An 18,380-nucleotide genomic window follows, 5' to 3' on the forward strand; every position below is an offset into this window, starting at 1 on the left:
GGTGGTTCAGACACCTTAGCCATATGGGAGCTGGCATGCCAGCTCCCACTCTGGTTAGTCGCGCTTGGTGAATCTCTGGACAAGCTGCATGACGACAACAAAGAACACCGGCACAAAGATCACCGCCAGCGTCGCCGTGATCATCCCGCCAATCACCCCGGTGCCGATGGCTTGCTGACTCGCCGAACTCGCGCCCGTGGCAATTGCCAGCGGCACCACACCCAGAATGAACGCCAGCGAAGTCATGACAATCGGTCGCAACCGCAGACGCGCCGCTTGCAGCGTGGCATCAATCAAATCATGCCCTTCGTCATACAGGCTCTTGGCAAACTCGATGATCAGGATCGCGTTCTTCGCCGACAGGCCGATGATGGTAATCAGCCCGACCTTGAAGAACACATCGTTGGGCATCCCGCGCAAGGTCACCGCCAGCACCGCACCGAGCACCCCCAGCGGCACAACGAGCAACACCGACGTTGGAATCGACCAGCTCTCATACAGCGCGGCCAGACACAGGAACACGATCAGCAGCGACAGCCCGAGCAGGATCGGTGCCTGACTGCCGGACAAACGCTCCTGCAACGACAGGCCGGTCCATTCTTGACCCAGACCTTTCGGCCCCTGGGCCACCAGACGTTCGATTTCCGCCATGGCTTCGCCGGTGCTGTGACCGGGTGTCGGCTCACCGGAAATCGCAATCGCCGGGTAGCCGTTGTAGCGCGTCAACTGCGCCGGGCCCTGAATCCAGGTGGCGCGAACAAAGGCCGACAGCGGCACCATTTTTCCGTCGTTGTTGCGCACGTGCATCTTGAGCAGATCGTCGACCTGACTGCGTCGATCACCTTCGGCCTGCACCACTACGCGCTGCATGCGTCCCTGATTGGGGAAGTCGTTGACGTAAGAGGAACCCACCGCCGTGGACAGCACGTTGCTGATGTCAGCGAACGAAACGCCCAAAGCATTGGCCTGTTTGCGATCCACCTCGAGTTGCACTTGTGGCGCTTCGGCCAGGGCACTCTCGCGTACGTTCATCAACACCGGACTTTTCTCGGCGGCAGCGAGCAAGTCGGTACGCGCCTGCATCAAGGTCGCGTGGCCCAGTCCACCGCGATCCTGCAGGCGGAACTCGAAACCACTGGAGGTGCCGAGGCCGTCAACCGGAGGCGGCAGCACGGCGAAGGCCACCGCGTCCTTGATCTGACTGAGTGCGACGTTGGCGCGGTCGGCAATCGAGCTTGCCGAGTCATCGCTGCCGCGTTGCGACCAGTCCTTGAGCGTGGAGAACGCCAGTGCGGCGTTCTGGCCGCTGCCGGAGAAGCTGAAGCCGAGAATCACCACACTGTCGCTGATCCCCGGTTCGCCGGCGTTGTGCGCTTCGAACTGCTCGGCGACTTGCACTGTGCGGTTTTTGGTTGCGCCCGGTGGCAACTGAATGTCGGTAATGGTGTAACCCTGATCTTCCACCGGCAGGAACGAGGAGGGCAGTCGCGCAAAGCACAGGCCCAGACCGACCAGCAAAACGCCATAAATCAGCAGGTAGCGGCCTGTGCGTTTCAGCGCATAACCGACCCAGCCCTGATACCGATCGGTCAGTTGCTCGAAACGGCGGTTGAACCAGCCGAAGAATCCGGTTTTCTCGTGATGCTCGCCCTTGGCAATCGGCTTGAGCAACGTGGCGCAAAGCGCCGGGGTCAAGGTCAGTGCGAGGAACGCCGAGAACAGGATCGAAGTCGCCATCGACAACGAGAACTGCTGGTAAATGACCCCGACAGAACCCTGCATGAACGCCATCGGAATGAACACCGCTACCAGCACCAGCGTGATGCCGATGATGGCGCCGGTGATCTGTGTCATTGCCTTGCGCGTCGCCTCCTTGGGCGACAGGCCTTCGGTAGCCATGATCCGCTCGACGTTCTCCACCACGACAATGGCGTCGTCCACCAGAATGCCGATGGCCAGCACCATGCCGAACATGGTCAGCACGTTGATCGAAAAACCCAGCGCAAGCATCGTCGCAAACGTGCCCATCAACGCCACCGGTACCACCAGGGTCGGGATCAGCGTGTAACGGATGTTCTGCAGGAACAGGAACATCACTGCAAACACCAGCAGCATCGCCTCGCCCAAGGTGTACACCACTTTGGTGATCGAGACTTTAACGAACGGCGAAGTGTCGTATGGGATCTTGTACTCCACGCCCGCCGGGAAGTAGCGCGACAGCTCATCCATCTTCGCGCGGATCAACGTCGCGGTGCTCAGGGCGTTGGCGCCCGGCGACAGCTGTACGCCGACAGCGGTGGACGGTTTGCCGTTGAGACGGGTGCCAAACTGGTATTCCTGACTGCCGATCTCGACGCGCGCCACGTCACCGATGCGCACGATCGAGCCGTCCGGGTTGGCCTTGAGCACGATGTCGGCGAATTCCTGCGGCGTCGACAACTGGCCCTTGACCAGAATGGTCGCGGTGATTTCCTGAGTCGACGGGTTCGGCAGGTCACCGATGCTGCCGGCAGAAACCTGTGCGTTCTGCGCAACGATGGCGGCGTTGACGTCGGCCGGCGTGAGGTTGAAGCCGATCAGCTTCTGCGGATCGACCCAAATGCGCATGGCCCGTTCGGCGCCATACAGTTGCGCCTTGCCGACACCGTCGATGCGTTTGATTTCGTTCATCACGTTGCGCGCCAGATAATCACTGAGCGCGACGTCATCCAGCTTGCCATCGCTGGACGTCAGGGTGATCAGCAACAGGAAACCGGAAGAGACTTTCTCGACCTGAAGGCCTTGCTGGTTCACCGCTTGCGGCAGACGCGACTCGACAACCTTTAGGCGGTTCTGCACGTCTACCTGAGCCAGTTCCGGGTTGGTGCCCGGCTGGAAAGTGGCCTTGATCGTCGCGCTGCCGAGGCTGCTTTGCGATTCGAAGTACAACAGGTGGTCGGCACCGTTGAGCTCTTCCTCGATCAGGCTGACCACGCTCTCGTCGACGGTCTGCGCGGAGGCACCGGGGTACACGGCATAGATTTCGATCTGTGGCGGCGCGACATCGGGGTATTGCGCCACCGGCAATTGCGGGATGGCCAGTGCACCGGCCAACAGAATGAACAACGCGACCACCCAGGCGAATACCGGGCGGTCGATAAAGAACTGCGGCATATAAAAGCGTCCTGCTTACTGACCAGAGGTCTGGGCAAGTGGAAGAGGGGTGTCGTCGATCTGTACTTTTTCGCCGGGGCGGGCGTGTTGCAGGCCTTCGATGACAATGCGATCGCCGGGTTTGAGGCCTCCGGTGACGATCCAGCGGTCGTTCTGCACGGCGCCCAGTTGCACCGGTTGCTGAGCGACGCGCATTTGTTCGTCGACCGTCAGCACTTGTGCGATCCCGGCGCTGTCGCGCTGCACGGCGCGTTGCGGCACGGTAAGGCCGTTCTGGATTGTTGCCTGTTCGAGGCGCACGCGCACGAAGCTGCCCGGCAACAGGTCGAGGTCGGGGTTGGGGAATTCGCTGCGCAGAATGATCTGGCCGGTGCCCGGATCGACGGTGATATCGGCAAACAGTAATTTACCGGGCAACGGATAGAGGCTGCCGTCGTCCTGAATCAATGTCGCCTTGACCTGATCCTGACCGACCTGCTGCAACTGCCCGGAGCGGAAGGCGCGGCGCAGTTCATTCAGTTCGCGGGTCGATTGCGTAACATCGGCGTGGATCGGGTTGAGTTGCTGAATCAGCGCAAGTGGCGTGGTTTCGTTCTGACCGACCAGTGCACCTTCAGTGACCAGTGCGCGACCGACGCGTCCGGAAATAGGCGCAGTCACGGTGGCATAGCCGAGGTTGAGCTTCGCGCGCTCGACGGCGGCCTTGTTGGCGGCGACGTCGGCTGCGGTTTGCCGGGCGTTGGCGCGGGCGTTGTCGTAGTCCTGGGCACTGATGGCCTTGTCGTCGATCAACTGGGCGTAGCGCTGTTCTTGCAGTCTGGCCTGGAATGCATTGGCTTCGGCCTTGCGCAACGCGGCTTCGGCGCTGTCCAGATCAGCCTTGAACGGCGCCGGGTCGATGCGGAACAGCACGTCGCCCTTTTTCACGTCGCTGCCTTCACGAAACGTGCGTTGCAGCACGACGCCGGCAACCCGGGCGCGGACTTCGGCAATGCGTGGTGCGGCAATCCGGCCACTGAGTTCGCTGCTGATCGACAGCGGATGGGCTTCGAGGGTTTCAATCCGTACGGTGGCCGGTGGCGCCTGTTCCTCGGCCGTCGAGGACGAGTCGCAACCACTCAGCGAAAACGCCAGTGCGATCAGGCCGAGCCCGGCCAACAGATTCTTAAACATGTACAACCCCCAATATTGATGCCCGCATCCTACGGACAGTCGCCGAGGTTAGCGGTGAAGCTTTGTAGGCGCTGTGTGAAATTGTGTAAGGGTTTTACTCAGGGACGGGTGAGGCCGTATATCCTTTAGCCCTTGAAATTTATTGCGACAGATAAGCGTCGCCACCGCACTGTTCTGGAACACCCATGCCCAACATTCTCCTGGTCGAAGACGACACCGCCCTCGCCGAACTGATTTCCAGCTACCTCGAACGCAACGGTTACTCCGTCAGCGTCATTGGCCGTGGCGACCATGTGCGTGAGCGGGCGCGGGTCAATCCGCCGGATCTGGTGATTCTCGATCTGATGCTGCCGGGGCTTGATGGCCTACAGGTCTGTCGCCTGCTGCGCGCCGATTCCGCCACGCTGCCGATTCTGATGCTCACCGCTCGCGATGACAGTCACGATCAGGTGCTGGGACTTGAAATGGGCGCGGACGACTACGTGACCAAACCCTGTGAACCTCGCGTTCTGCTGGCCCGGGTGCGCACCTTGCTGCGGCGCAGCAGCCTCGGCGAGCCAATGACCGTCAATGACCGGATCGTCATGGGCAATCTGTGCATTGATCTGTCGGAACGCACCGTGACCTGGCGCGAGCAGGCGGTCGAGCTGTCCAGCGGCGAATACAATTTGTTGGTAGTGCTGGCCCGGCATGCCGGTGAAGTGCTCAGTCGCGATCAGATCCTGCAGCGCCTGCGCGGCATCGAGTTCAACGGCACTGACCGTTCGGTGGACGTGGCCATCTCCAAGCTGCGGCGCAAGTTCGACGATCATGCCGGTGAAGCGCGCAAGATCAAGACCGTGTGGGGCAAGGGTTACCTGTTCAGCCGTTCCGAGTGGGAATGCTGAGCAAATGTTCAGAATCCTGTTTCGCCTCTATCTGGTCACCATCGTTTCGTACAGCGCGGCGATTTATCTGGTGCCTGATCTGGTGGTCATGGCCTTCCGGGAGCGCTTCGTTACCTACAACCTGGATTATTCCCGAGGCCTGCAATCGCTGATCACCCGGCAGTTTCGCGCAGTGCCGGAGGAGCAATGGCCGGCGCTGGCGGCGTCGATGGACAAGGACTTTCAGCCTTTGCACATCGTGCTGGCACGCATCGATGACGCCGAATTCTCCGCGCCTGAGCGCGAGCGCCTGCTGCGCGGTGAGAATGTGGTGCGCATCGGTGACTGGGGCTGGCGCACGTTGGCGGTGACGCCGCTGGATAACACCACGGCCGTGCAGATGGTGGTGCCGCCGGATCCGATGGACGTCAATTTGTTGTACTGGAGCATCAACGTGCTGATCGGCGCGTCGCTGCTGGCCTGCCTGTTGTTGTGGCTGCGGCCGCATTGGCGCGATCTGGAGCGCCTGCGGGGCACCGCCGAGCGCTTCGGCAAGGGCCACTTGAGCGAGCGCACGCAGATTGCGCCGAGTTCCAACATCGGCAGTCTCGCCAATGTCTTTGACACCATGGCCGGCGACATCGAAAACCTGCTCAATCAACAGCGCGATTTGCTCAATGCCGTGTCCCACGAATTGCGCACGCCGCTGACCCGTCTGGATTTCGGTCTGGCGCTGGCGCTGTCGGATGATCTGCCGGCCTCCAGTCGTGAACGCCTGCAAGGGTTGGTGGCGCACATTCGCGAATTGGATGAATTGGTGCTGGAGCTGCTGTCTTACAGCCGATTGCAGAACCCGGCGCAGTTGCCGGAACAGGTCGACGTGTCACTGGACGAGTTCATCGACAGCATTCTGGGCAGTGTCGATGAAGAGCTGGAGTCGCCGGAGATCGTCATCGATGTGCTGCTGCACGGTCAGCTCGAACGCTTTGCGCTGGATCCGCGCCTGACCGCACGGGCGATTCAGAACCTGCTGCGCAACGCCATGCGTTATTGCGAAAAACGCATTCAGATTGGCGTGCAGGTCAACCCTGCCGGGTGCGAAATCTGGGTGGATGACGACGGCATCGGTATCCCTGACGATGAGCGCGAGCGGATTTTCGAGCCGTTCTACCGACTTGATCGCAGCCGCGATCGCGCCACCGGCGGTTTTGGCCTTGGCCTGGCCATCAGCCGTCGTGCGCTGGAAGCACAGGGCGGTACGGTGACAGTCGAGGCCTCACCGCTCGGCGGGGCGCGGTTCCGCTTGTGGTTGCCGACCCCCACCTGATTGAACGCAGCGCAAATGCCGTCAGGTCGGGACTTCAGCGGACTGAATCAACCCGACCCCGGCGCCTTGCATCCGCTCAAAAGCGGCTGCCATCGATCCATCCAGATCAATCCCGCGACAGGCGTCCTGCACCACAAACGCATTGAACCCTGCTGCCCGCGCGTCCAGGGCTGAAAACATCACGCAGAAGTCCAGCGCCAGACCGACCATGTACACCGTGTCGATCCCGCGTTCCTTCAGGTAACCGGCCAGTCCCGTGGTGGTCTTGCGGTCGGCTTCCAGAAACGCCGAGTAACTGTCGATGTCAGGGTTGCAGCCTTTGCGAATGATCAGTTGCGCGTGTGGCAGATCCAGCTGCGGATGAAATTCGGCTCCGGCGCTGCCCTGCACGCAATGGTCGGGCCACAGTGTCTGTTCGCCATAAGGCAATTGAATGATGTCGTACGGACTGCGCCCAGGATGGCTGGAGGCGAACGAGGCGTGGCCGCTCGGGTGCCAGTCCTGCGCAATGATCACCTGCTTGAATCGGCGGGCGAGATCGTTGATCAGCGGTACGATCAGATCACCCTCTGGTACGGGCAGCTTGCCGCCGGGAATAAAGTCGTTTTGAACATCAATGACCAGCAATGCAGTTCGGGACGAAATCGGCATCGGTGAAGAGCTCTCTAGAAGTTGACGTAAACCAGCCTAGTTCAACCGGATTCAGCCGGTTAAACGACTTCTCAACAATTGTGCTTTGGCTTGCAACTCGCCGGTTGATTGATGGCCGATCAACATCCACGCATGTTCGTGCTCGCTCCAATAGACCACGTTCATCTCATGCTGCTGTTCGTGTTGCAACGGTCGAGGGCCGCTGTTCGACCGCGTGACGCACAGCGCCAGTGGCGTCTTGCGAGCATCCAGATAAACGATCTGGGCGATCGGCACCCCATCGTATTCCAGCAACTGCGCGCGTTTGAATTCGGCCCCGGGCAATTTCAACGCAGCGGGCGACAGATTCAGGCCAAGGCGTGTATCGACGTCGCGCAGTTGCAATCGTTGGGTCGCTTCATCGTTCGGCAAGTGATCCAGCGTCTGCGGCACGTACAACGCCATGTAATCGCCGACCAGCGAACGCCAGTTTTGCGTTTGCTGCACCTGCCAGCCGAGGTATAAACGGTCGGCCAGTACACCGCCGGCCACCAGCGCTGCCGCAGCAGCGCCGATAAACCACCGCCGGCTCAGGCCCGGACGCTCGGGGGAGGGCATGGCATCCAGGCGTGCCTGCAAACGCTCCAGTGGCGCCTGTTGTGCCAGTTCGTCGTAAGCGTTTTTGTAAGGCAGATTGCTGCGCTGCAGCCATTGCACGCGCAGGTTGAGCAGGGGGTCTTCAGCGATGGCGGCGTCGAGTTGTTCGCGGTAGTTGCGCTCAAGCTCATCGTCCAGGTACGCCACCAGTTGCTCGTCCGAAGGTGTGTTCATCAACGGTCTCCTCCGGTGGTTTTCGGCACGGCTTGCAGCGGCGGGTATTCGGCGAGTTTCAGGCGAGCCGTGGCCAGGCGACTCATCACCGTGCCGATCGGCACTTGCAGGATGTCGGCGACTTCGCGGTAGGACAAACCTTCGACATACGCCAGATACAGCGTCGCACGCTGGGTTTCCGGCAGCGCATCGACGCGGCGGATGACTTGCGCGGCCAGGACGTGAGTCTGCGCTGCGTATTCGCCATCAAATGCCAGATGCGCATCGGCCTCCACATGCCCCGCGCCCTGACGCACACGCCGCGCGCGCACTTCGTTGAGCCAGATCGAATGCAGAATGCTCAACAGCCAGCGATCCATGCGCGTGCCGGCGGCATACTGCGCGCAGCGCTCCAGTGCCCGCACACACGTGGCCTGCACCAGATCCTCGGCGACGTGCCGATTGCGCGACAACAACAGACCGTAGCGCCACAGTCGCGCCAGGTGCTGTCCGAGTTCCGCTCTGAATGCCTGATCGTTGACGATGATGGCCTCCGCTACTGAGTGTTCAGGTTTTCGATGAATCGTTGATGGCTTCTGCCAGGTCCTGGTATTCCTCGCAGGACGTGCCGCAAATCGATTTGATCTGCTGCAACTGCTCCTGCGCCAGGTCGACGCGACCTTTGATGACATAGGCCTCGCCGAGGTACTCGCGCACTTGCGCGTACTGCGGATCGAGTTTCACCGATTGCAGGTAATAGCCGATGCCCTCGTCGGTGCGCCCCAGTTTGCGCGTGGCGTAACCGCGATAATTGAGAGCCTTGGCGGTGTTCGGTTGTTTCAGGGTGTCGAGCAATGCCAGTGCTTCTTCATAACGCCCGTCCTTGGCCAGCCGATAGGCGTAATCGGTGCGGTCGGCATCCGGCACGACGCTGCTGGTCTGCAGCACGCACTTCTGGGTTTTGCTGTCCCAGACCTGGCCTTTGGGGCATTCAGGCTTCTTCACCGGCTCGTCCTCATCACCATTGGCAAAGGCCAAATGACTGGACAGCGCGGCGGCAAGCAGCAACGGGGCGGCGAACATAACGGAACGGATAGTCATGGGCAAGGCTCCACAGAGGGTCATGTTTGTCTTTGAACACCACGGGGTGAATTTTTATTCATCGCTTTGTCAGTGACTGTTCAAGGTAAGCGTAAATTCCAGCGTTATGCTCGTGAGCATCCGCCGTCGATCCGAAGCTTGCGAAAAGGGGAAACTGCCATGAATGAGCTGATCCATCACGCCGCCGCCGAGGGCTATAAAACCGCCGTCGACACCTACGTCAAAGGCCGGCCGGACTACCCGCCGCAGGTCAGCGACTGGCTGACCACAACCTTGGGGCTGGACAATCGTAAAACCGTGATCGATCTGGGCGCCGGCACCGGCAAGTTCACCGGGCGACTGGTGGCTACGGGCGCGCAGGTGATTGCGGTTGAGCCAGTGGCGCAGATGCTGGAAAAGCTCTCGGCGGTCTTCCCTCAGGTGCTGGCGGTGAGCGGCACGGCGACAGACTTGCCGTTGCCCGACGCATCGGTCGATGTGGTGATCTGCGCCCAGGCCTTTCACTGGTTTGCCAGTGAGGCGGCGCTAAGCGAAATTGCCCGGGTGCTCAAGCCCGGCGGCAAGCTCGGGTTGATCTGGAACCTGCGCGACACTCAGGTCGAGTGGGTGCCAAAGCTCGATGCCATCGTCAATGCGCTGGAGGGCGACACGCCGCGTTACTACACGGGGGAATGGCGCAAGGCGTTCCCGCATCCGGCATTCGGGACGTTGCAGGTGCAACGGTTTCACCATGGGCATACCGGCTCGGCCGAGGACGTGATTTTCAATCGGGTGCGCTCCACCAGTTTCATCGCGGCGTTGCCTGATGCGCAGCGGGAGAAGATTGATCAGCAGATTCGAGCGTTGATCGCGTCGGAACCTCAGCTGCGTGGAAGGGATGTGGTGACCGTGCCTTATGAGACGGCGGCGTTTGTGGCGGTGAAGGGCCGTTAGATGAATGACCAGCCGATTCCGGCAAGTCCCGCTTTTGGCTGAACCGCCGCCGTGATGCCTTGTTATAGTTCGGGCCTCATTTTCTGCCCGGTAAAGGATCACTGCCATGACTCAATACACCGCCTTCAGCGTCGAACTGGCCGACAACATCGCCCATGTGCAGATCAATCGCCCGGAAAAGATCAACTCGATGAACGCCGCGTTCTGGAGCGAGATCGTCGAGATCTTCCAGTGGATCGATGACACCGATGAAGTGCGCGTGGTGGTCTTGAGCGGTAACGGCAAACATTTCTCCTCCGGCATCGATCTGATGATGCTCGCCGGCGTCGCCAATGAACTGGGTAAGGACGTCGGCCGCAACGCGCGCCTGCTGCGCAAAAAGATCCTGACCCTGCAAGCGTCGTTCAATGCCGTCGATCAGTGCCGCAAACCAGTGCTGGCGGCGATTCAGGGTTATTGCCTGGGCGGCGCCATTGACCTGATCGCCGCGTGCGACATGCGTTACGCCGCCGAAGACGCGCAATTCTCGATCAAGGAAATCGACATCGGCATGGCCGCCGACGTTGGCACACTGCAACGGTTGCCGCGAATCATCGGAGACGGCATGCTGCGTGAGCTGGCTTACACCGGTCGAACCTTTGGTGCCGAAGAGGCGCGCAGCATCGGTCTGGTCAATCGCGTCTACAGCGACAAGGACGTGTTGCTTGAAGGCGTCTTTGATATCGCTCGCGACATCGCCGGCAAATCGCCGATTGCGGTCACCGGTACCAAGGAAATGATCAGCTACATGCGCGACCATCGCATTGACGACGGTCTCGAATACGTTGCCACCTGGAACGCCGCCATGTTGCAATCCACCGACTTGCGCGTGGCCATGGCCGCCCATATGAGCAAACAGAAACCTGAATTTCTGGATTGAGAAACCATGACATCTCGCTGGACCACTGCAGTACTGGACACCGATCAACCCGGCGGCTGGGCCGTGGCGCGCAGCCCCGAGGGTTTCCTGTTCGATGACAACGGCGCGCTGTTCCCCCGGGAATGGCTCAAGCGTCAGGACTTGTCGATCCTTGCCGAACACGGCATCGGCCATCTCGATGGCGAGCCGGTGTATCTGCTGGAACTGCGCAGCACCAGCGAGGTGCCGGGCTGCAACTGGAAAGGCTTGCGGGCGTTCATGCTCGATGGCGATCACACGATTTACAAAGTGCTGGGTTACGCCGCGCAAATCGGTACCTGGGCGCGCGAGCATCGTTTCTGCGGCAACTGCGGGCAGGCCATGACGCAAGTGCCGCGCGAGCGGGCGATGTATTGCCAGCCGTGCGAATTGCGCAGTTACCCGCGCATTTCGCCGAGCATGATCGTGCTGGTGACTCGTGGCGATGAAGTCCTGCTGGCGCGTTCACCGCGTTTCGTCACCGGGGTTTACAGCACCCTGGCAGGGTTTGCCGAACCGGGCGAGTCAGCCGAAGATTGCCTGATTCGCGAAGTGCGCGAGGAAGTGCAGATCGAGGTGAAGAACATTCAGTACATGGGCAGCCAGTGCTGGCCGTTCCCGCATTCGATGATGCTCGGCTTCCATGCCGAATACGCCGGTGGCGAGATTGTCTGTCAGGAAGACGAGATCGAAGACGCCCAGTGGTTCAACGTGCACGCGCTGCCGCCGTTGCCGGCGTCAAAATCGATTGCCCGTTACCTGATCGACGTCTACGTGGCGCGGCGCTTAGGCCACGCTGAACCAGTGCTGCCAGGCTAGGCGGACGGTCAACCCCAGCACCACGGTGATGAACACCGGACGAATGAACTTGGCGCCGCCGCTGATCGCGGTGCGCGCGCCAAAGAACGCGCCAACCATCACCGACAGGCCCATGCACAGGCCGATGATCCAGTCCACTTGCCCGGAAAACACGAACACCGACAGCGCGGCAATGTTGCTGACGAAGTTCATGCTGCGTGCCACGCCGCTGGCCTTGACCAGATCGATCGGGTAGAGCAGCAGGCTGCTGACCGTCCAGAACGCACCGGTGCCGGGACCGGCCACGCCGTCATAAAAGCCGAGGCTAAAACCCTGGCTCGATTGCCATTTCTTTTTGATCGGTGCGTCACTGTCCAGCGGCGCCTTGGGCGTGCCGCCGAACAACAGATAGAGGCCACAGGCGAAAACGATCACCGGAAGCATTTTGTTCAGCCATTCTGCCGGCAAGTAATGCGCGACGATGGCGCCGGTCAATGCACCGACCAGGGTGCCGACTATCGCGTGAGTCCACTGTCTGGGGTGGAACAGCTTGCGTCGGTAGAAGGTGAAACTGGCAGTGGCCGAGCCGAAGGTCGAACTGAGTTTGTTGGTGCCCAGCACCAGATGCGGTGGCAGACCAGCCGTCAACAGGGCCGGTGTGGTCAGCAGACCGCCGCCGCCGGCGATGGCATCGATGAAACCGGCAATGAAAGCGACAAAGGCCAGAATGGCCAGGGTGGTGAGGTCAACGCTGAGTTCGAAAGGCATGGAATCGGCTTATTCGGCAAGGCGCAGAACTTGAGCTGCGGGGAGGGCAGACATGTTACTCATTTCCGGGTGTGTCGGCGAGCCGACTGGCGCCTTCCATTTAACGCTTGCCGAACGCTGCTGTTTAGCGTCGTTTCAGAATCCGCTTTCGCGCATCAGCACGGCCAGTACGTGAGTGGCGCCGTCGCCGAGCAGGCTGCGTCGTTCGCCTTCGATTTTCAGATGGCCACGGGTTTCGCGCAGGCCCGGGAGCGGTTCGTCGAGCTGGATCAACACCTGAAACAACGCGTTGCTGGGGATCAACGAGTGTTCGGCCGAAGTGGTCGGCACCGGCCCACCGAAGCGCGACGACAACATGCGGTGCGACAACTGACTGGCGCGGGTGCTGCCGATCTGCAAGACGCGGCCGGACAGCGGCGTGGTCTGACCATCCGGGTAGAAGCGCACGTGATCGCCGCTGGCCATGCGGTGCACCTGATCCTGCGCGACATAGGCGTCAACCTGCCAACTGCGTGGGTCGATCAACATGCCCAACGCTTCTTGACGTCCGACCCATTGCCCTGGTTTCCAGTCCGGGTTGACGTCCAGCCACACGCCGGCAAACGGTGTCTGCAAATTGAGCCGGGCGATTTCCGAGCGGGCGGCGCGGGCTTCTTCGAATTGTACGTTGAGTCGTTGCCGGGTCACTGCGTCTTCGGCCAGCCCGCCCGGATCGGCGATCAACCCGGACAACCGCGCTTCGTAACTGCGCGCGTTGGCTTCACTGCTTTGCAGACGCGAAGCGATGTCCGGCTCATCGAGAGTAATCAAGGTCTCGCCAGCCTTGACCGGGCCGTCCGGGTGAATCGATTGCAGGCGCGCCGGGTAGGGCGCATAGACCCGCAACTGATGTTCGGCACGGGCCACGCCGACCGCATCGATCTGTGTGCGCCACGGGATTGCCAAGCCGACGAGGATCGCCAGCAACACCGAATAAAACGCCACTTTGCGCAGGCGCGGAATGCTTGCGCGATGCTTCCACCAATGGCCCAGCTCGCGCATCACGGGCATGGCGATAAACCACGACAGTTCGACCATGAACAGAAAGATCCCCAGTACCTTGAAGAAAAACAGATAGACCGCCAGCGCGATCCCCAGAAACAGCACCAGTCGATACAGCCAGGTAATGATCGCGAAGGTCACCAGCAAACGCCGTTGCCCGCGTGGAAACGTCTCCGGCCAGTCTTCCTGCAAGCCCAGCAGATTGCGCCGCAAGGTCACCCGCGCCAGTGCCGACGCGCGTTCGTGCAGATTGGGGAAGTCGAGCAGGTCGGACAGAATGAAATAACCGTCGAAACGCATGAACGGACTGGCGTTCAGCGCCAGTGACAGCAACCAACTGGTGGTCGCCAGATACAGCAGCGCATTGCGCAACGCGCCCGGATCACACAGCGCCCAGCCCAGCGTCGACAGCCCGGCCAGCGACAATTCGGTGATGATCCCCGCCGAGGCAATCGCCAGCCGTTGCCGCGAGCGGCTGAGCTTCCAGCTCTCGCCGGTATCGGTGTAGAGCATCGGCCACATCACCACAAACGCTATGCCCATGTGCCCGACCCGTAAGCCCAGCCGTGTGGCGACCAGCGCATGACCGAGTTCATGCAGGGTCTTGGCGACGATCAACGCCAGGGCAAAACTGAACAGGCCTTCGGTTGAAAACGACTCGACCACCGCGCTGGTGAAGGTGTCCCACTGTTGCAGCACCAGTATGATCCCGAGCAGACTCAGGCCCAGCACCACAATTCCCGTGAGCGGATGAAACAGCCAACCCAGCGCCCGCGCCAGTTGCTGCAAGGGCTTTTGCGGACGCAACAGCGGAATGCGGAAAAACAGGTAGTGATGCAGCCACCAGCGCCACGTCAGCCAACTGCCTTCTTCGCCTTTGGCCTTGAGCCGCTCCAGTGCGGCGGGGCCTGCGCGCAGCAACTGATGCTGTTCGAGGAACTGACGAAAATCCAGAACCTGCTCGACATCTGGCTTGAGCGCCGTGCCCTCGGCGATCTGTTCGCTGATCTTGCGCGGCGATTGGCCCCAGCGCAGCAGGCACTCGAATTCCAGCCAGCCGATGCGATAGAAACGGTTGATCACCGTGTCCTGAATCACCCACGCCGGTTCGCCATCGCTGCCGTGCGCGGCTTCGCTCAGGCGCAAGTCTTCACGCAGCGGCGGCACCGGCAGGTCGGCGGGATCGAGCATTACCAGCCACTCCACGCACGCAGCGTCGCCAACGGACGGCGCAGCAAGTAATAACCGAGCATCACCCGACCGCCATAAATCTTCGCCGTGCCGTGCAGGCCCAGGCGCGCGTGCTCCGGGGCGCCGTCGATGCTGGCGAGCAACCGATAGGCAACCACGCCTTCATCACTGGGCCGCGCCTGATAACTGGTTTCGAGAATCTTGCCCTTGAGCGGAGTCAGCGGGTACGCCGTCAGAAACAGCGTGACTTCGGCGCCCGGCTCGAGGGCAATGGCGTCGGCGACTGCCAACTGGATCTGCATCGCCGGTTGCGTCGGATCGGCCACTTGCATGATGCGCTCGCCAGTCACCACCGGTTTGCCCAGCCAGTCATTGGGATCGCTGAACACCGCGACACCACCACGCGGCGACAGCACTTGCGTGCGTTTGAGCTGGGCCTGCACCGCCGCCAGTTCCGCCCGGCGTTGTTGCGAACGCCCGGCGAGCAGGGTCAGTTCGCTTTTGCTCTGCGGGTTGTCGAACGCCCGCTGGCTGGCCGCCTGCAACTCGGCGTCGGCCACCGCGACTTCCTTGCCGAGCACTTCGGCGCGGCTGCGCAGGGTGGTTTCATCGAGCGAGAACAACGGCGTACCGGCGTCCACCGGTTGATTCGGCCGCACCTGGATTTTTTCGATCACGCCGTCGATGGGCGAACTGATGATCTGCGCCTGCCGCGAGACAATCTCGGTCGGCGCCAAGGCGGTTTGCCGCACCGGTAACAGCAATAAGGCACCGATCACTATCAGGGCGAGCAGCCATTGCTTGCGATTGGGCCGCCAGCGGCTGAAACGCTTGCGCCGGGTCAGCGCCGCCCAGCAGTACGCCCAGGTGTTGACCAGACCTTTGAGGTGTTGCCCGAACAAGGCCGGCGGCTCCTGTTCGAGCAGGATGATCAACAAACCCAGCCGTTGATCGTCGCGATCATGCACCGGCACGCACCACACCCCCGACGGCCACCATTCGCTCCAGCCTTCGGCAATGTCCGCTGGCGGAGCGGTGCTGTCCTGCGTCAGCCACAACGGTTCGCCATCCGGCACCTGCGCGGCCACCCAGCGACTGGCGCGGCGCAACCACACCAGATACGGCGAATCCTCGCTGGGCCGCGACAGGCCGGAGACGTTGAGCAATTCCAGCGACGACTCTCGCTGGGCAAACACCAGCGCCTGGTGAAACTGCAGCATCGGGTACAAGTCGTTGGCCATGCTGAACGCCAGCGCATTCAGCGAGTCGGCGGCCATGGCCTTGTCGCGCAAGGCGTCGAGTTCCAGCAGCAGGTGAGGGTGGGGCAGCGGCTCGTTCATTGTCATGGGCGAGCGTCTTGAGCGAATTCGGCGGTGCCACTCATGCCGGCCATCAACTCCGGATGCTTGCCGTCCAGGCGTGCTTCCAGCTCGACGGTTTGCGCCACCGCATCGACTCGCGAGTTGATGCCGCTGACGTGAGCCGTATAGGTCTTGCCGGTTTCATGAATGCTGACCTGCAGCGGCAGGCCGGGCTTGAGGTCTTTGAGCAGATTGGACGGCACATTGAGGCGCACCTTCAGCGCGCCGTCACTGACCAGATCGAACAGCGGAGTACCGGCCGCCACGGTTTGATACGGCTTGACGTACACCTTGGCGACACGCCCGGCAAATGGCGCCAGCACCTGACAATAACTGTTCTGCGCGACGCCCATGGCCCGTGCGCCGTCAGCCTTTTGCACTTCGGTATTGGCCATCGACACTTCAATGTCGCCGACCGCGTTGAGCTGGCGCAGTTGCTTTTTTGCTTCCAGATTCTGTTTGGCCATGGCCAGTTCCGCCGCCGCGACTTTCACGCGGGCCTCGGCTTCGCTACAGTTGAAGCGGGCGAGCAATTCGGCTTTGGCGACCTGTTCGCCGAAACCGGTCTTCAGTTCACCCAAGGTGCCGGCCATCTGGCTGGACAGGGTGGTTTCCAGTTCAGCGGCGAGCAACACACGAATCGCACTGGCGCTTTCCAGTGTGGGGGCCGGAACACTTTCTTCGGCGTGGACGGGCAGGATCAGACTGGCCAACAACAGAACCCCGAAACGGGATTCAAGGGCGATTTTGTGCATTCGGCGTTCCTTGCGAAGTGGCGGCGAGCAGGCGTTGCTGTTCTTGTTCGTTCAACGTGCGCTGGATCTCCCGGGCCAGCGTCTTGATGTCGTGTTGCTGGATTTCCTTGGGCAAGACGTCCAGACCGACCGAGTTGTACATCCGCCCCCAAGCGGCCTGGGCACTGGAGAACGCGGCTTCACGCTGATAGCGCGAGAGCAGATAGCGACCCTCGGAGCGAATCACTTCCAGCTCCGAGCCGAGTGCGCCGGTCTTTGCCGCTTGCGCGTAATCGAGCAGGCTGCGGTCGACGCGCAGGCTGTCTTCAGCAAACTGCACTTCCTGACGCGCCAGTTGATAGCGCAGGGTGCCGACCCGTACTTGCGTAAGAATCGCCATGGACAGCGCCACCCGCCGGGTGTCGTCGGTTTCGTTCTGGGATTTTTCTGCGCGGTTGAGCGACGGCAATTGCAGCAGGCGCAACAGGTTCATCGAGACTTGCAGGCCGGTGCTGGTCCAGTCGTTGTTGTAGAGGTATTTGTTGGAGTCGTACTTGTAGCCGAAATCGACGCTGACATTCGGCCACAGCTGCGCCTTGGCGATTTCCAGATCCTTCTGGTTGACCCGTTTGCGATACCACTCTTCCATGATTTCCGGACGGTTCTCCAGCGACAGCTGTTCCAGCCGCGCCATGCTCTGGCGCACCTCCGGCAGCGGCGGATCGGCCATGTCGGCGAGGACCATTTTCGACCCCGGCGGCAACGACATCAGCGCCGACAGCTCAGCCTGGGCGAATTCCAGATCCTGACGGCGCACGGTCAGCAGATAGATCGAATCGAGGAGTGCGCGCTGGTAGGCGAGAATTTCCTGACGCGGTAACAGACCCCGTATTTCGGCCTCGCGGGCCGAGGTCAGTGCGGTGTTGGTGCGCATCAGCAACTTGTCGACTTCGGGCAGCAATCGCTGCGCGCCGAGCGCACGCCAATATGCGTTGCGCACATCCTGCAGGACGTTCTGCGCGACTTTGCGCCGACGCTCTTCGGCCATCAGGATCTGATCGGACTTTTGCTGGGTGCGGTAATAGGCGACGCCGAAATCCAGCAGGCTCCAGCTCAGCCCCAGACCATAGACTTCGCGATAACGTTCTTCGGACGTCGATGGACGCAAGCTGACCTGACGGTCTTCGATACCGATCGAGGTGCCGCCGGAATCGTTGTTTCGCCCCGCGTAACCGGCGGAGGCGACCAGACGCGGCAACATTTCATGGCTGGAAACATCGCGCAGGTCCGAGGCCAGCGCGCTTTCCATCAGTTTGAGGCGGTAGTCGAGGTTGTATTTCAGCGCCCGGGCGGCGGCTTCATAAAAAGTGATTGGCGCGGTCACCGGCTCTTGGCCTGAGTACATGCGTGTCTGGTCGGCCAGAATGCGTTGACGGTTTTCCTCTTCGGTGGAAGGTTTCGGGTCCGTTGACGAGCAAGCACTGAGTAACAGTGCAGAAGCGATGGCGGTACTGAGAAGCCGGGTCGCATTTTTACGCATGTTCATTCCTTTGCATT

Annotated in this window: 16 protein-coding genes; 5 read left to right on the top strand and 11 right to left on the bottom strand. The window is 61.2% G+C overall.

Annotated elements, in window-relative coordinates; translation table 11 throughout:
- Positions 1 to 54: 54 nt before the first annotated feature.
- Positions 55 to 3,153: an efflux RND transporter permease subunit gene (locus F2P67_RS08360; RefSeq protein ID WP_166219334.1), complete on the bottom strand. Its 3,099-nt coding sequence runs from the start codon at positions 3,151 to 3,153 to the stop codon at positions 55 to 57.
- Positions 3,154 to 3,168: 15 nt separating this feature from the next.
- Positions 3,169 to 4,326 (bottom strand): efflux RND transporter periplasmic adaptor subunit, encoded by a 1,158-nt coding sequence (locus tag F2P67_RS08365; RefSeq protein WP_166219336.1) that lies wholly within the window; start codon positions 4,324 to 4,326, stop codon positions 3,169 to 3,171.
- Positions 4,327 to 4,511: 185 nt separating this feature from the next.
- Between F2P67_RS08365 and F2P67_RS08370 the strand changes: the two genes are divergently transcribed.
- Positions 4,512 to 5,213, top strand: a complete 702-nt coding sequence (locus F2P67_RS08370) for a response regulator (RefSeq protein ID WP_166219338.1) — start codon at positions 4,512 to 4,514, stop codon at positions 5,211 to 5,213.
- Positions 5,214 to 5,217: 4 nt separating this feature from the next.
- Positions 5,218 to 6,519 carry an ATP-binding protein gene (locus tag F2P67_RS08375; protein ID WP_166219340.1) on the top strand — a complete coding sequence of 434 codons (1,302 nt, stop codon included), beginning with the start codon at positions 5,218 to 5,220 and terminating at the stop codon, positions 6,517 to 6,519.
- Positions 6,520 to 6,540: 21 nt separating this feature from the next.
- Here the strand turns inward: F2P67_RS08375 and pncA are convergent, their stop codons facing one another.
- From pncA to F2P67_RS08395, 4 genes are read right to left on the bottom strand one after another with little or no spacing between them, the layout of a single operon-like run.
- Positions 6,541 to 7,170, bottom strand: a complete 630-nt coding sequence (gene pncA / locus F2P67_RS08380) for a bifunctional nicotinamidase/pyrazinamidase (RefSeq protein WP_166219342.1) — start codon at positions 7,168 to 7,170, stop codon at positions 6,541 to 6,543.
- Positions 7,171 to 7,221: 51 nt separating this feature from the next.
- Complete coding sequence (locus F2P67_RS08385) at positions 7,222 to 7,980, bottom strand: anti-sigma factor family protein (protein ID WP_166219344.1); 759 nt, start codon at positions 7,978 to 7,980, stop codon at positions 7,222 to 7,224.
- A complete protein-coding gene (locus F2P67_RS08390) occupies positions 7,980 to 8,504 on the bottom strand; it encodes an RNA polymerase sigma factor (protein WP_343045149.1) in 525 nt (174 codons plus the stop codon). The genes F2P67_RS08385 and F2P67_RS08390 overlap by 1 nt, the downstream gene beginning before the upstream one ends.
- 22 nt (positions 8,505 to 8,526) lie before the next feature.
- Complete coding sequence (locus F2P67_RS08395) at positions 8,527 to 9,060, bottom strand: tetratricopeptide repeat protein (protein WP_166219346.1); 534 nt, start codon at positions 9,058 to 9,060, stop codon at positions 8,527 to 8,529.
- Between the two features lie 159 nt (positions 9,061 to 9,219).
- On the opposite strand from F2P67_RS08395, the gene F2P67_RS08400 reads away from it, so the two are divergent.
- From F2P67_RS08400 to nudC, 3 genes are all read left to right on the top strand, one after another.
- A complete protein-coding gene (locus F2P67_RS08400; protein WP_166219348.1) occupies positions 9,220 to 9,993 on the top strand; it encodes a class I SAM-dependent methyltransferase in 774 nt (257 codons plus the stop codon).
- 106 nt (positions 9,994 to 10,099) lie between these two features.
- The gene (locus F2P67_RS08405) at positions 10,100 to 10,912 is read left to right on the top strand and encodes a crotonase/enoyl-CoA hydratase family protein (RefSeq protein ID WP_166219350.1); all 813 of its coding nucleotides are present in this window, start codon (positions 10,100 to 10,102) and stop codon (positions 10,910 to 10,912) included.
- Between the two features lie 6 nt (positions 10,913 to 10,918).
- Positions 10,919 to 11,749 carry an NAD(+) diphosphatase gene (gene nudC, locus F2P67_RS08410; protein ID WP_166219352.1) on the top strand — a complete coding sequence of 277 codons (831 nt, stop codon included), beginning with the start codon at positions 10,919 to 10,921 and terminating at the stop codon, positions 11,747 to 11,749.
- On the opposite strand, the gene F2P67_RS08415 is transcribed toward nudC, so the two are convergent.
- From F2P67_RS08415 to F2P67_RS08435, 5 genes are all read right to left on the bottom strand, one after another.
- On the bottom strand, positions 11,717 to 12,496 hold the full coding sequence (locus F2P67_RS08415) for a TSUP family transporter (RefSeq protein ID WP_166219354.1): 780 nt from the start codon (positions 12,494 to 12,496) through the stop codon (positions 11,717 to 11,719). The genes nudC and F2P67_RS08415 overlap by 33 nt on opposite strands.
- Before the next feature lie 135 nt (positions 12,497 to 12,631).
- Entirely contained in the window at positions 12,632 to 14,728 is a 2,097-nt protein-coding gene (locus F2P67_RS08420) for a site-2 protease family protein (protein WP_166219356.1), read from the bottom strand.
- Positions 14,728 to 16,074, bottom strand: coding sequence for an efflux RND transporter periplasmic adaptor subunit (locus F2P67_RS08425; RefSeq protein WP_178120914.1), 1,347 nt, complete (start codon positions 16,072 to 16,074; stop codon positions 14,728 to 14,730). Before F2P67_RS08425 ends, F2P67_RS08420 begins: the two co-directional genes overlap by 1 nt.
- On the bottom strand, positions 16,071 to 16,844 hold the full coding sequence (locus F2P67_RS08430; protein ID WP_166219358.1) for an efflux RND transporter periplasmic adaptor subunit: 774 nt from the start codon (positions 16,842 to 16,844) through the stop codon (positions 16,071 to 16,073). The genes F2P67_RS08425 and F2P67_RS08430 overlap by 4 nt, the downstream gene beginning before the upstream one ends.
- Complete coding sequence (locus F2P67_RS08435) at positions 16,825 to 18,363, bottom strand: TolC family protein (RefSeq protein WP_166219360.1); 1,539 nt, start codon at positions 18,361 to 18,363, stop codon at positions 16,825 to 16,827. Before F2P67_RS08435 ends, F2P67_RS08430 begins: the two co-directional genes overlap by 20 nt.
- Between the last annotated feature and the right edge of the window lie 17 nt (positions 18,364 to 18,380).

This window comes from Pseudomonas atagonensis (genome assembly GCF_011369485.1).
GTDB lineage: Bacteria > Pseudomonadota > Gammaproteobacteria > Pseudomonadales > Pseudomonadaceae > Aquipseudomonas > Aquipseudomonas atagonensis.

Coding starts and splice junctions, on each gene's coding strand:
- F2P67_RS08415 (WP_166219354.1), bottom strand. CDS start 12,496: ATGCCTTTCGAACTCAGCGTTGACCTCACCACCCTGGCCATTCTGGCC.
- F2P67_RS08420 (WP_166219356.1), bottom strand. CDS start 14,728: ATGCTCGATCCCGCCGACCTGCCGGTGCCGCCGCTGCGTGAAGACTTG.
- F2P67_RS08435 (WP_166219360.1), bottom strand. CDS start 18,363: ATGCGTAAAAATGCGACCCGGCTTCTCAGTACCGCCATCGCTTCTGCA.
- F2P67_RS08370 (WP_166219338.1), top strand. CDS start 4,512: ATGCCCAACATTCTCCTGGTCGAAGACGACACCGCCCTCGCCGAACTG.
- F2P67_RS08375 (WP_166219340.1), top strand. CDS start 5,218: ATGTTCAGAATCCTGTTTCGCCTCTATCTGGTCACCATCGTTTCGTAC.
- F2P67_RS08400 (WP_166219348.1), top strand. CDS start 9,220: ATGAATGAGCTGATCCATCACGCCGCCGCCGAGGGCTATAAAACCGCC.
- F2P67_RS08395 (WP_166219346.1), bottom strand. CDS start 9,060: ATGACTATCCGTTCCGTTATGTTCGCCGCCCCGTTGCTGCTTGCCGCC.
- nudC (WP_166219352.1), top strand. CDS start 10,919: ATGACATCTCGCTGGACCACTGCAGTACTGGACACCGATCAACCCGGC.
- F2P67_RS08385 (WP_166219344.1), bottom strand. CDS start 7,980: ATGAACACACCTTCGGACGAGCAACTGGTGGCGTACCTGGACGATGAG.
- F2P67_RS08425 (WP_178120914.1), bottom strand. CDS start 16,074: ATGACAATGAACGAGCCGCTGCCCCACCCTCACCTGCTGCTGGAACTC.
- F2P67_RS08360 (WP_166219334.1), bottom strand. CDS start 3,153: ATGCCGCAGTTCTTTATCGACCGCCCGGTATTCGCCTGGGTGGTCGCG.
- F2P67_RS08405 (WP_166219350.1), top strand. CDS start 10,100: ATGACTCAATACACCGCCTTCAGCGTCGAACTGGCCGACAACATCGCC.
- F2P67_RS08365 (WP_166219336.1), bottom strand. CDS start 4,326: ATGTTTAAGAATCTGTTGGCCGGGCTCGGCCTGATCGCACTGGCGTTT.
- F2P67_RS08430 (WP_166219358.1), bottom strand. CDS start 16,844: ATGCACAAAATCGCCCTTGAATCCCGTTTCGGGGTTCTGTTGTTGGCC.
- pncA (WP_166219342.1), bottom strand. CDS start 7,170: ATGCCGATTTCGTCCCGAACTGCATTGCTGGTCATTGATGTTCAAAAC.